This is a genomic window from Tardibacter chloracetimidivorans (assembly GCF_001890385.1).
GTDB classification, from domain to species: Bacteria; Pseudomonadota; Alphaproteobacteria; order Sphingomonadales; family Sphingomonadaceae; genus Tardibacter; species Tardibacter chloracetimidivorans.
Genome location: NZ_CP018221.1, coordinates 1,756,729 through 1,768,966 on the forward strand (window position 1 = coordinate 1,756,729; position 12,238 = coordinate 1,768,966).

Sequence of the window (12,238 nt, forward strand, 5' to 3'; positions counted from 1 at the left end):
TCAGCCGGCGAGCGCTTCCCCCATGCGCCGGATCGCGGCCACCTTCGCGTGGAAGGGCTTCCAGTCGTCGTCACCGGCAATGGCCGACCAGATCGCCTCCACCTCGTCTATCAGCATCGAACAGGGCGCGGCGTCGTGGAAATAATCAGGGGTGGAACCAAGGCGCGGCGCATAGCTTGAGAGCCGGGTGATAAAGTCGGTGAATTCCGGCCGGTCGTATCCGGCATCTTCCGGCCCCGGTCCATGCCTGCGCCCGCCGAACCAGTCGAAGAAGAAGCGGTCGATGCCGACGCCGGTTTTCGACAGCGCCTCGGCCATCGCCTCGACAAGCTGCTGGTCGGACTCTTCGCCCCTGGAGCGGACACCCAGCCGCCAGAGCATCGCGGCGCAAAACGCCCGCCTGTAATGCTCCGCATAGCTGTCGAACACCGGCTGCAACACCTCCACCGGCGCGATGTGCGTGAGGCAGTTCGCAAGCTGCAGCAGGTTCCATTGCAGCGTCTCCGCCTGGCGGCCGAAGGCGTATAGCCCCGACTCGTCGAAATAGGCGGCGGTGAACGAGCCATTCCATGTCGGATTGAACCGCCACGGGCCATAGTCGAAGCTTTCGGCGGTGATCGAGATATTGTCGGTGTTGAGCACGCCGTGAACAAAGCCCGCCGCCATATAGGAGGCGACGAGGCGCGCTGCCCCCTTCACTGCATGGTCGAGCAGGCGGGGCGCGGCATCATCACCGCCGGGCCGGTCGTTCAGCAGATGCTGGAGCGAATAATCGGCAAGACGGGCGATGTTCTCGCTCTCCCCCAGATAGGCGAAGCGCTGGAAGCTGCCGTAGCGGATATGGCCATGGCTCAGCCGGACGAGGACCGCCGACCGGGTGGGCGAAGGTTCGTCGTTGCGCTGAAGCGCCTCGCCCGTCTCTATCACCGAAAAGCTGCGCGAGGTTCGGACGCCGAGCGCCTCCAGCATTTCGGTCGCGAGCACTTCGCGCACCGCGCCCTTCAGGGTGAGCCGCCCGTCGCCGAAACGGCTGTAGGGAGTCTGGCCCGAACCCTTGGTGCCCAGGTCCATCAGCCGTCCTGCCTTGTCGCGCATCTGTGCGAACAGGAAGCCCCGGCCGTCCCCGATCTGGGGGTTGTAGGAGCGGAATTGATGACCATGATAGCGCAGGGCCAGCGGCTCTTGCAGGCTGCCGGGAAGCGGCAGGAACTTGCCGAAATGGCTGATCCAAGCCTCGTCGTCCAGCGCGGCCAGCCCGGTCTCGGCCGCCGCCCTGTCGTTGCGAAAACGCAGAATATGTGCAGGAAAGCCGGCAGGCTCCACGGCGTCGTAGAAATCCGCGCCCAGCGAGCAGATGATCTCTTCCGGCTGAAAATCGGCGGGCATGGGGTTGACGCTTGACGGACTCATCGCGTCGATATGGGGAAGAGGCAACGGGAATCAAATAATGGCGGAATATGAAGACGCATATTGGTGGTCGAAGGACGGCCTGCGGCTGCACTACCGCCGCTATCCGGGGCCGGAGGGAAAGCCGCCGCTGCTGTGCCTGCCGGGCCTGACCCGCAACGCCCGCGATTTCGAGGGGCTGGCAAACCGCCTCGCCGGGCGCTGGCCGGTGATCGCCGTCGATCTGCGCGGACGCGGCGAAAGCGCCTATGCCAAGGACCCGATGACCTATGTGCCGCTCACCTATCTGCAGGACATAATCTTGCTGATCGCCGAGTTGCGGCTGGAGAAGGTGGTGGCGGTCGGCACCTCGCTTGGCGGCATTCTCACGATGCTGCTGGCCGCGACCGACAGGGAAAGGTTGGCCGGGGCGGTGCTGAACGATGTCGGGCCGGTGCTGGACCCGGCGGGGCTGGAGCGGATCAGAACCTATGTGGGCAGGAGCCAGAACTGGCCGACATGGCTGCACGCGGCCCGCGCCCTGGCCGAACTCAACGCCACCGTCTATCCGGACTATGAGCTTGCCGACTGGCTCGCGATGGCGAAGCGGCTGTGCCGGCTTTCATCGGGCGGCCGGATCGTCTTCGACTATGACATGAAAATCGCCGAACCTTTCCGCCTGCCGGGCGGCGAAGGCGGCGTCGATCTGTGGCCGGCGCTTGAAAGCCTGAGGCACATGCCCTTATTATTGATCAGAGGCCAGCTTTCCGACCTGCTGAGCGCCGATGCGGCGCGGCAGATGCGGGAGCGACTGCCGGAAATGCGTTATTGCGAGGTGCCGCGCACGGGGCATGCGCCGACGCTTGATGAAGGCCCTGCGACAGAGGCGATCGATGCGCTTCTGGCCGATGTGGACAGGGCCTGAACGCCTGCCCTTTTTAGCGCGCATTTCTATAAACTCTCGCCTATAAGCCCGGCGAAAGACGATTGAAGGAGCCGGTACAGAGTGTTCAAGGGGGTGAATCCTATCCGCTATGCCGGCAGGGAACTGCTGCCACTGATAGAGGGTGGCAAGGGCGTTGCGGTGAGCAATCACGCCTCTTCGGGCGCATGGGCGGCGGCTGGCGGAATCGGCACGATTTCGGCCGTGAACGCCGACAGCTATGACCCGACCGGTAAGATCATCCCCCAGGTCTACAGCGAGCTGAGCCGCCGCGGGAGACATGAGGAACTGGTCGCCTATGCCATCGACGGCGGGGTGGAGCAGGTGCAACGCGCCTGGGACATCGCCGGGGGCAAGGGCGCGATCAACATCAACGTGCTGTGGGAGATGGGCGGCGCGCAGCGCGTGCTGGAAGGCATCCTCGAACGGACGAAGGGGCTGGTCACCGGCGTCACCTGCGGGGCGGGCATGCCGTATCGCCTTTCCGAGATCGCCGCCGAGCACCAGGTTCATTATCTGCCGATCATCTCGTCGGCCCGCGCCTTTCGGGCGCTGTGGAAGCGCGCCTACTCCAAGGCAGCGGAATGGCTTGGCGCGGTTGTCTATGAAGACCCGTGGCTTGCCGGCGGCCATAATGGCCTGTCGAACGCCGAAGACCCGCTGAAACCGCAGGACCCCTATCCCCGCGTGAAGGAATTGCGCGCGACCATGCGCGAGGGCGGCCTTTCCGACGATGTGCCGATCGTGATGGCGGGCGGCGTCTGGTTCCTCCGCGAATGGCAGGACTGGATCGGCAATCCCGAACTCGGCACCATCGCATTCCAGTTCGGCACGCGGCCGCTCCTGACCAGGGAAAGCCCGATCCCCGAGACGTGGAAGGACAAGCTGACCCAGCTTGAGCCCGGCGACGTGCTGCTGCACCGCTTCTCGCCGACCGGCTTTTATTCAAGCGCCGTCCGCAACCCCTTTCTGCGCGATCTCGAGGACCGCTCGAACCGCCAGATCGCCTTTTCGACCGAGGCGGTGGGCGATCACCAGTTCGCGCTGGACGTGGGCGTTCGCGGCAAGAACTTCTTCGTCACCAAGGGCGACCTGCTGCGCGCGCGCGAATGGTATGGCATGGGCTTTGTAGATGCCCTGAAGACGCCCGACAACACGCTGGTTTTCGTCACGCCTGAAGAAAAGAAGATGATCCGCACCGACCAGGCGGATTGCATGGGCTGCCTCAGCCAGTGCAGCTTTTCCTCCTGGGCCGACAATGAGACGAACTCGACCGGGCGGCTTGCTGACCCGCGCAGCTTCTGCATCCAGAAGACGCTGCAGGACATCGCCCATGGCGGCGATATAGAGCGGAACCTGATGTTCGCTGGACACGCGGCCTATCGCTTCAAGCAGGACCCCTTTTATTCGAACGGGTTCGTGCCTTCGGTGAAGCAGCTTGTCGACCGTATCCTGACCGGCGACTGACCGCATGAAGAGCGCGCTGGTGATCCGCCATGTTCCCTATGAGGATCTGGCGGCTTTCCGCGCGCCGATCAGCCAGGCGGGCTATGCCATCGGCTATGCCGAGGTCGACGACGCCGCATTCGACGGCATCGATTTCCTTGCGCCGGACCTGCTGATCCTGATGGGCGGGCCGATGGGCGTCTATGAAACGGATCGGCACCCGTGGATTCCGCATGAACTGGCGCGGCTGTCGGCGCGGATCGCGGCGGATCGCCCGACGCTGGGCGTATGCCTTGGCAGCCAGATGATGGCCGCCGCGATGGGCGCCGACGTCTATCCCGGCCCGGTGAAGGAAGTCGGCTTTGCGCCGGTCACGCTTACCGATACAGGCCGGGACTCGCCGCTGGGCGCGGTGGGCGACACACCGATCCTCCACTGGCATGGCGACAGCTTCGACCTGCCGGAAAATGTGGCCCTGCTGGCGTCGACGCCCAGCTATGCGCACCAGGCTTTTGCGAGAGGGCCGAACATCCTTGCGCTGCAATGCCATCCTGAAATGGACGGCGAGGGGCTTGAGAACTGGCTCGCCGGAGCAGACGCCTATCTGGCTTCGGCAGGCACCGATGCGCCCACGATCAGGGCCGACGCCGACCGGCTGGGACCGACCGCAGGCCGCAAGGGCGCAGCGGTGATGCGGGCCTGGCTGGAGCAATTGCGGCCGGCCTGACCGCTCGCCGTCTCAGGACCAGCCCGCCGGACGACCTGCCTTCCGCTATTTGCGCGACCCGGCAAGCACGATGGAACCGCAGACGAACCGCCCCGTTTATGAGGTGAATCGAGCGTTGGGCGCGGGAGTAATTCTACATGACGGCATGGCCGCCGGAAGCAGCAGCAAAGAGCCTGCCCGCCTGGCGGATCGTGCGGATACAGGCACGCATCGCAGGTCGGCGCATGGCCAGATGGCGGCCGGCCATCATCTGGACGGCGGCGGCGGGCGTTCTCGCGCTCGCGACCTATGGCGAGATGCACTATTCGCTGCTTCAGTCCGCGGTGTTCTCCTCCCTCGCACGGACGATGGACAGCTCCGTTCGCAGGGGCTCCGATCCGGACACCGGCTTTCCCGAACATGGGCCATATGATTCCAGGCTCGGCTATGTCGCCCTGCCCCATTATCTCGGCGCGCTGGAGCAGCGGGGCTATCATATCACCGCACAAGCCCGGCAATCGCCTGCAATGGCGACCTTCCGGAAGATCGGCGGATTTCCTCCCTATGAAGAGAAATCGACTGCGGGCCTGACGCTGCGCGATGCGAACGGGCGGCTTTACTACGCCGCGCGCCACCCATCGGCCGTCTATCCGGATTTCAACGCTGTGCCGCCGCTGGTGGTGAACGCATTGCTGTTCATCGAGAACCGCGAACTGCTGAACCCCGACACACCCCGCCGCAACCCGGCGGTGGAATGGGACCGGCTTGGGCGCGCGGTGCTGGGCTATGCCACCGGCGGCCTGCTGATGCCCTCCGGCCCCGGCGGCAGCACCATCGCGACCCAGCTTGAAAAGATGCGCCATTCCCCCGGCGGCCGGACCGGCACCCCCGTCGAAAAGCTGCGCCAGATGGTGTCGGCAAGCATGCACGCCTATCGCGACGGTCCGGACACAATGGACGAGCGCAGGCAGCTGGTCGTCGATGTGCTCAATTCCACTCCCCTTGCCGGGCGCGTCGGCCATGGCGAGGTGATCGGCCTTGGCGAGGGGCTGGCGCTCTGGTTCGGCGCGGACTTCAACCGGGCCAACGGACTGCTTCGGAAGGCCGGGGACGGCGACGCCAACCTGCCCGAAGCGGGTGCCGCATTCAGGCAGGTGCTGGCGCTGCTGATCGCCCAGCGGCGGCCGTCCTTCTATCTGCGCGGGGGCCGGGCGGAACTGGAGGCGCTGACGGCAAGCTATCTTCGGCTCATGGCGAACGCAGGCGTCATCTCGATGAGGCTGCGCGACGCGGCGTTGCGTGCGCCGCTGCGCTTTGCAGACGGCGCTCCCCCGCCCCGGCGACTGCCGCCGTCCTCGGTGAAGGCGGTCAACGGCACGCGGTTCGAGCTGATGCGGATGCTGCGGGAGCCGAGCCTCTACACGCTCGACCGGCTGGACCTGACCGCCGACAGCTCTCTGGACGCGAGCGTGCAGGCGGAGGTGACCGCCCTACTCCGCAGCCTTGACGACCCGGAGCAGCTAAAGGCGCTGGGCATGACGGGCGGACGGCTGATGAACGGCGACCCGGCCAAGGTCGCCTACAGCTTCACACTGTTCGAGCGCGGAACGGGGGCCAATCACCCGCGCATCCAGACCGACAGCGTGGACAGGCCGCTGGACATCAATGTCGGCACCAAGCTGGAGCTGGGGTCCACCGCCAAGGTGCGGACGCTGATCACCTATCTGGACATCATCGCGCGGCTTTATGAGGAGCAGCGCCGGCTTGGCCCGGCCGCCCTGGCCCGCACGGCCGAGACCGGCGACCCGCTGAGCCGGTGGGTGGCGGCGCATCTGATCGAACATGGCGATCCCGGCATGGCGGGGATGATGCAGGCGGCGATGGAGCGCAAATATTCCGCAAGCACCGGAGAGCGGTTCTTCACCGCCGGCGGCACGCACCGCTTCGCCAACTTCGGCAGGCACGGCGGCTATATCCCGGTCGACAAGGCGCTTCAGCAGAGCGTCAACCTGGTCTTCATCCGGATGATGCGCGACATCGTAGATCATGAGATCGCGCGGATCACTGCCCGCAAGGGCGACATGATCGCCGACGTCAACCACCCGCAGCGCATGGTGTATCTGCGGCGCTTCGCCGACATGGAAGGGCAGCAGTTTCTCCGCCAGTTCCACCGCGACTATCGGGGCCTTGCCCCGCCCGCCATTCTGGAGCGGGTGGCCGAACGCGCCAGATATCTGCGTCCCCGGCTGGCGGCCGCCTATCGCACCGTCCTTCCAAGCATCACGGAGCCGGAGTTCGCCCGGCTGATCGACCGGTTCGCCACCGAAAAGCCCGCCGATGCCGCCGCGATGCGCAAGCTCTATGACACCTATGCCCCCGACCGGCTTTCGCTTGCCGACCGCGCCTATGTAAGCGGCATTCATCCGCTGGAACTGTGGTTGGCGGGCCATCTCTACCGCCATCCGGGCGCTTCGATGCGGGAGATTGTCGCCGCAAGCGCGGACGTGCGGCAGGAATCCTATGGCTGGCTGTTCAAATCGAGCCGCATCGCCGCGCAGAACCGGCGCATCCGAACGCTGCTGGAGCAGGAAGCGTTCGTGCCGATCCACGCCCAGTGGAAGCGGATGGGCTATCCGTTCGACCGCCTTGTGCCGTCCTATGCGACGGCGATCGGCACATCGGGCGACCGGCCCGACGCGCTTGCCGAACTGATGGGGATCATCGTGAACCACGGTGTCCGGCTTCCGACGGTGCGGATCGAGAGACTGCGCTTCGCGGCGAACACGCCCTATGAGACGATCGTCGAGGCCGATCCGCCGGAGCCGGTTCGCGTGCTTCGACCGGAAATCGCGGCCGTGGTCCGGCGGGCGCTGGTCGATACGGTCGAAAGCGGCACCGCCCGCCGCGCGAGCGACAGCTTCCACGACGCCAGCGGGGCCGCGATGGTGGTGGGCGGCAAGACCGGGACGGGCGACAACCGCACCGACCGGTACGCCAGGGGCGGCCGAGTGATCGGATCGGTCACCCGCTCGCGGACGGCGACCTTCGTCTTCTTCATCGGCGATCGCTGGTACGGCACGGTGACGGCGCATGTCGAAGGCGCGGACGCCGCGCAATACCGCTTCACCAGCGCGCTTCCGACGCAGCTCTTCAAGAGCCTCACCCCGATATTGGAGCCGCTTGTCCAGCGCCCGCCCACCCCGGCGCGCGGCAGGAGCTGAGCGAAGAGAGCTTCCATTTCCTGATGGCCAGAAGTGGCGGAGAGGGGGGGATTATCCGCCTCTCGTACAATGTTGTTTATTTTCAATAGATTACTTAATATATTACTTCGTTTTTGTAGCGTATTTTGTAGCAACCTTATAGCGGAGCAAGCACTCACTGAACGATTCGGCAGCATTCAATGGACCATTGGTGGGAGATTGGCCGCTCATAAATCGCTCGACAACCCCCTGCAAACTTCTCTCGACGTTCCAACTGACCATGACTGTGGCGCGCCATTCGATGATCGAGTGGACATATGGTTCGGCTCATGTGCGCAGAATGAGTGATTTACCAGCCAGCAATGATTGCAGTCTAATCTGCACGACTTTAGGGGCGACGATGCACCGAACTACTACATGGTTGCTTTTTGTTATGCTTGTCGGCGCCACTCCCGCGCTGGCGCATCCGGGTGGACTGAATGCTGCGGGTTGCCATAACAATCACAGAACAGGCGCATATCATTGCCATCATGACAGTAGCTTGGCGGCTTCGGCCCGACAGTCATTCAATCCCGGCAGCGCAAGTAGTGCTTTCCGCAACTGCGCCGAAGCACGGGGGGCGGGCGCTGCACCAGTTTACCGAGGCAGTCCGGGCTATGGCCCCCACTTGGATCGCGATGGTGATGGCGTTGGCTGTGAGCCGTATCAGGGGCGCTAATTTCATGTACACCACTGATGTTTGGAATAGCTCATGTTTCGCCTAGTTTTCTTTGCCTTAGCAGCGCTGCCTAGCATGGTTTATGCGCAAACCACAGGACAGCGCTTTGATCTACATTGTACTGGAAAACGTTTTGTTGGAGATTTTAAGGATCTATCCGATAAATCAAAGTACTTGAATACAACAATTCGATATAAGGTAGATTTAGATTCTGGACTCTGGTGTTCTGGGGCATGCATCGAAACAAATTCAATTTTCTCCGTTTCGCATACAAAGATTGTTCTTCTATTTGAAGAAACGGATGATTTAGAACAAGTCGTTTTTGTGAACAGGGAAACCGGCGCATTGCTCGACCGAATGCGACTCTTGCCCTATCTGGTCATGACGACGGCGAGTTGTGCCCCGAGCGCGTTCACGGGTTTTCCAGCACGTAAATTTTAATGTCTTACAAGCCCAACATCATCGCCGAGGCGTTAGGAAGGCCGCTTGAATCTGTCTGCATAGGATCAACATGCTTGAAGCAAGAGACGCTGGCGGGCGTTCAGCCAAGTCAATGGCGGCGGCTCTCGGCGCCTTGGGAACCACCACGGCACATGTTAGATTAGGCTGTCAGTTTTTTTGGGAACGGCGAATAAACGGGCAGAGGACGAAACTGCGACTCACGCGCCGGGTGCAAACGGCCAACGGAGGGCCGACAATGCGCAGAGAATGAAAAACGACAGGCCGAACCGATCCAGCGCCTCGCGCGCCATGCGTTGGGGTCCAGTACCTCTGCTACTCGTCGTTATGGGTGGTTCGTCCGGCATCCTGATCGGATTGGCTTCACTCCAGTTTTGGAGTGCCGAAGCCGAAGCGAAAGCGGCCCCGTTCGAATGCCAATCTCCTGAAATCGTAGACGGCGATACGTTGCGCTGCGGGAGCCGTCGGGTTCGCCTTGAGGGGATCGACGCACCGGAACTGCCCGGCCAATGTCGCACCGGCAGGCGGTGCACACCCGGCGATTCATATGCCAGCACAGAAAATCTGAGGCGCACGGTCGGCAGCGCGACTCTGCAATGCAAACATGCCAATATTGACCATTATGGGCGGACGGTTGCCCGTTGCTCTGTCGGTGACGTTGATTTGTCATGCTCGCAAATTGAGGCTGGACACGCTGTGCGTCGTTACGGCTGGATTTGGTGCAGATGGAAGCCATGACAGCGACGCATCGCCTGTAGCGCTGGTTTAGAGCGGCGCAGTTTGCAGCGTTGACCTAAATTCTATCTTGTTCTCGTTGTCAGATGCGGTTCCGGCCAAGCCGCCGCTGAAGGGCGACCGAATGCAGTTGCTGGCGCCGCAAACACTGCAGGATGCGCTTGCACAGGAGCATTGCGGCCTGTCCCACTCGGGGAGGGCGTGCTGGACAATATGCCACCGAAGTTGTCTAGCAATATGCCATGCGCCCCTTAGCACAAATCGCCGCCGCCATTGAGTGGATCAACGCCAACCAAGGCGTAGTAAGCATCGCAATATTCGTCATTACCCTTCTTCTCGGTTGGGTCAGCGGGATATTTGGCGCGCTTCGTCGAAAGCCTCGCTTTCGCACGAGGCTGATTGAAGGTCCTACATTCTGCTGCACCTACTTGACTGGCGCAAAGCATGGTCAGTTCGATGTCCATCGTTCCGCCTTCGCTCTCTATCTTCACGTTTCCAACGTCGGTTCAGCGTCGAGCAGTATAGATGCCGTGCAAGTGGGTTACCACTGGGGCCTCTCACCATTCTCATTCGAATGGTTGCGCTATCGCCTTGGGTGGTTCTGGCTCACAAACCAGGCGGTCGTGATCGAGGATTTTCAGGTCAAGATTGGCGAAAATCTCAAGTTTTATCCTTTCCTTTTTCAACGCAGCACACTTTCAGGGGTTTCATCCGAAACCTTCTTGGAAGTGGGACAATCGACAAATGGCGTTGTCTACTTCGAGCAAGATGACAGTTGGGGAGGATGTTTTCCTAGTGCTGAGGCTGGTATGGTGAGGGTGAAGGTACGACTGATCGACACCTTTGGTGGGCGACATACGAAGACGTTTTATATTCCGGCTGTGTCGCCAGAGGAGGCCCGTAAATACAATCCTTCCTTCGGTTTGACTTTAGCACACTTGAGAGGTGACGTCGCAAAGCCAAGCATTGATGGTGCCGGAGCTTGATGGAACAGGCTCCAAAGACCAGGCGTTACCGCTTTTCGATTAGGTGAAGCTCGACGGAGAACCCCATCCGGGTGATGCGCTCGGCAACCGCTCCCAACGCGACTTTGCTGAAGAACGGAAGGCCCAAGGTACCACTGGATACATACAGGTGCCGCATGACGCCGAACACAACAGCGAATTCACTAGGGATCAGCTTCGACCGGCCATCGGGCAGGAGTTTGGCGAAGCCATTCTTTGTGAACTTCTTTTCGCGCTTTTTCGCTGCTGCCCTGAAACCCTTCCGAAACACCTCATCCGACACGAACGCTTCTGCCGCCACCAAGCCTTGGTTCCAAAGGTGGCTCAAAGGAGCGGAAGCGTGACCATCCTTCAAATGGATAAGTTGCTTGCTTCGCGATAGGAAGTCGCAAGGCTCGAGATTGGCACCAGCCGCTCCTTTCGGCGAAACCTTAGTCTGATCCATTGAAAGCAGATGATGCTCAGGCCCCAGTTCAGCGATGAACTCACGCTCGTTTTTGGCGGTCGTGCTCGCCCGAAACGCTGGCTTGAGTAGAACTTTGTAAGCATCCTCGATTTCGGCGTGATAATCACGGCTGATGAGAAACCATTGTCCATCAAACAAGACAAATATGTCCTTGTGCAGCGTCACCTCGTGAACGAAGCACGTATATAGCCTGCGCTTGTGATCCCGGTCACCTTCCCCGTCTGTGATCACCCGCACCTCATGGCTACGCTTGATTTCGGCCATGTTGGCAATCTGCGTGAAGCTCCCTTTGCGAAGCTCATCCACATAATCTTCGATTGCGAGTTCGCCGTAGGCCATCTTGGGACCGGAGGGCAATCCATTGCCAAAGTAACCGATCTCTAGGTTCGCTTCGGGAGTAAGGACGTCAGGGATAGCGAGATGGAGGTCCGACACATTCCCATCGACCATCGCCTCGAGGTCTTTGAACGCCAAGGCGTCCAGTCTGTCAGTGAGCGCTCGGTCTGCAACCGGCTGCACATGGTCAATAAAGGCGAAGTCTTTTTTATAGTCAGTTGCTTGGAAGAGGTTGAGGGCCTTTTCACACATCTCAGACAGTTTGCTTGGATCGAAAGCGGCGCGGAGGTGCAAAGCGTCTTTGCCAGCCAGAGCCTTGGCAAAGTCATCCATCTTAGGAGTGCCTGATGCTAAGCGAAGCAGGTTGCGATTAGCGTCGAGGTCGAACGCACTCAAATCGGTATCGCGGCTCGCCTGAACCCGACGCTGCATGACTGTCGTATCAAGACTGGCGCTGTCCAGAGTTCGGAGCTGGCTGCGCGAAACGCTGTTAAGCACCACTCGCAGACCAAACCCGCGTTGTATTGCGTCGTCTTCGATGGCATGATGACCTTGCCCAAAACACAAGGCGAAGAGCCGCTTGCCCTTACCTGAACCCACTTCCACTAACAGCACAGCGGAACAACTCTGAGTGCGTAGCCGCGCACGGACCTCGGGACTGTAGTGCGCCAAAACGTTTGTCCACGTGGGTGGATTGGCAACGCTCTGGCCAATCAGCAGCGTTCCTTGCGAGCTTTCAAGCGGCTCAAGATCGTGATCTGCCTTGAGCGCCGTGTCGACGGTTATGCCCTTGCGCAAAAGTCGGAGAGCAAGGTTAACAGTAGGTTTCTTGGTCAAAT

General features: G+C 61.3%; 9 protein-coding genes. 7 read left to right on the forward strand and 2 right to left on the reverse strand.

Going from position 1 to position 12,238, the window contains the following annotated elements; translation table 11 throughout:
* Entirely contained in the window at positions 1-1,410 is a 1,410-nt protein-coding gene (locus BSL82_RS09125) for a protein adenylyltransferase SelO (RefSeq protein WP_072597016.1), read from the reverse strand.
* A 37-nt stretch (positions 1,411-1,447) separates the two neighbouring features.
* Between BSL82_RS09125 and BSL82_RS09130 the strand changes: the two genes are divergently transcribed.
* From BSL82_RS09130 to BSL82_RS09160, 7 genes are all read left to right on the forward strand, one after another.
* On the forward strand, positions 1,448-2,311 hold the full coding sequence (locus BSL82_RS09130; RefSeq protein ID WP_072597017.1) for an alpha/beta fold hydrolase: 864 nt from the start codon (positions 1,448-1,450) through the stop codon (positions 2,309-2,311).
* Between the two features lie 81 nt (positions 2,312-2,392).
* The gene (locus tag BSL82_RS09135) at positions 2,393-3,796 is read left to right on the forward strand and encodes an NAD(P)H-dependent flavin oxidoreductase (RefSeq protein ID WP_072597018.1); all 1,404 of its coding nucleotides are present in this window, start codon (positions 2,393-2,395) and stop codon (positions 3,794-3,796) included.
* 4 nt (positions 3,797-3,800) lie between these two features.
* Positions 3,801-4,502 (forward strand): glutamine amidotransferase, encoded by a 702-nt coding sequence (locus BSL82_RS09140; RefSeq protein WP_072597020.1) that lies wholly within the window; start codon positions 3,801-3,803, stop codon positions 4,500-4,502.
* Positions 4,503-4,639: 137 nt separating this feature from the next.
* Positions 4,640-7,702 (forward strand): transglycosylase domain-containing protein, encoded by a 3,063-nt coding sequence (locus tag BSL82_RS09145; RefSeq protein ID WP_158010766.1) that lies wholly within the window; start codon positions 4,640-4,642, stop codon positions 7,700-7,702.
* A gap of 412 nt (positions 7,703-8,114) precedes the next feature.
* On the forward strand, positions 8,115-8,399 hold the full coding sequence (locus BSL82_RS09150; protein ID WP_072597021.1) for an excalibur calcium-binding domain-containing protein: 285 nt from the start codon (positions 8,115-8,117) through the stop codon (positions 8,397-8,399).
* A gap of 33 nt (positions 8,400-8,432) precedes the next feature.
* Complete coding sequence (locus BSL82_RS20440; RefSeq protein ID WP_158010769.1) at positions 8,433-8,840, forward strand: hypothetical protein; 408 nt, start codon at positions 8,433-8,435, stop codon at positions 8,838-8,840.
* Between the two features lie 995 nt (positions 8,841-9,835).
* Positions 9,836-10,579, forward strand: a complete 744-nt coding sequence (locus tag BSL82_RS09160) for a hypothetical protein (protein WP_072597023.1) — start codon at positions 9,836-9,838, stop codon at positions 10,577-10,579.
* Positions 10,580-10,604: 25 nt separating this feature from the next.
* On the opposite strand, the gene BSL82_RS09165 is transcribed toward BSL82_RS09160, so the two are convergent.
* Positions 10,605-12,236, reverse strand: a complete 1,632-nt coding sequence (locus tag BSL82_RS09165) for a DUF6119 family protein (RefSeq protein WP_193408577.1) — start codon at positions 12,234-12,236, stop codon at positions 10,605-10,607.
* Between the last annotated feature and the right edge of the window lie 2 nt (positions 12,237-12,238).

Coding starts and splice junctions, on each gene's coding strand:
- BSL82_RS09140 (WP_072597020.1), top strand. CDS start 3,801: ATGAAGAGCGCGCTGGTGATCCGCCATGTTCCCTATGAGGATCTGGCG.
- BSL82_RS20440 (WP_158010769.1), top strand. CDS start 8,433: ATGTTTCGCCTAGTTTTCTTTGCCTTAGCAGCGCTGCCTAGCATGGTT.
- BSL82_RS09145 (WP_158010766.1), top strand. CDS start 4,640: ATGACGGCATGGCCGCCGGAAGCAGCAGCAAAGAGCCTGCCCGCCTGG.
- BSL82_RS09150 (WP_072597021.1), top strand. CDS start 8,115: ATGCTTGTCGGCGCCACTCCCGCGCTGGCGCATCCGGGTGGACTGAAT.
- BSL82_RS09160 (WP_072597023.1), top strand. CDS start 9,836: ATGCGCCCCTTAGCACAAATCGCCGCCGCCATTGAGTGGATCAACGCC.
- BSL82_RS09125 (WP_072597016.1), bottom strand. CDS start 1,410: ATGAGTCCGTCAAGCGTCAACCCCATGCCCGCCGATTTTCAGCCGGAA.
- BSL82_RS09130 (WP_072597017.1), top strand. CDS start 1,448: ATGGCGGAATATGAAGACGCATATTGGTGGTCGAAGGACGGCCTGCGG.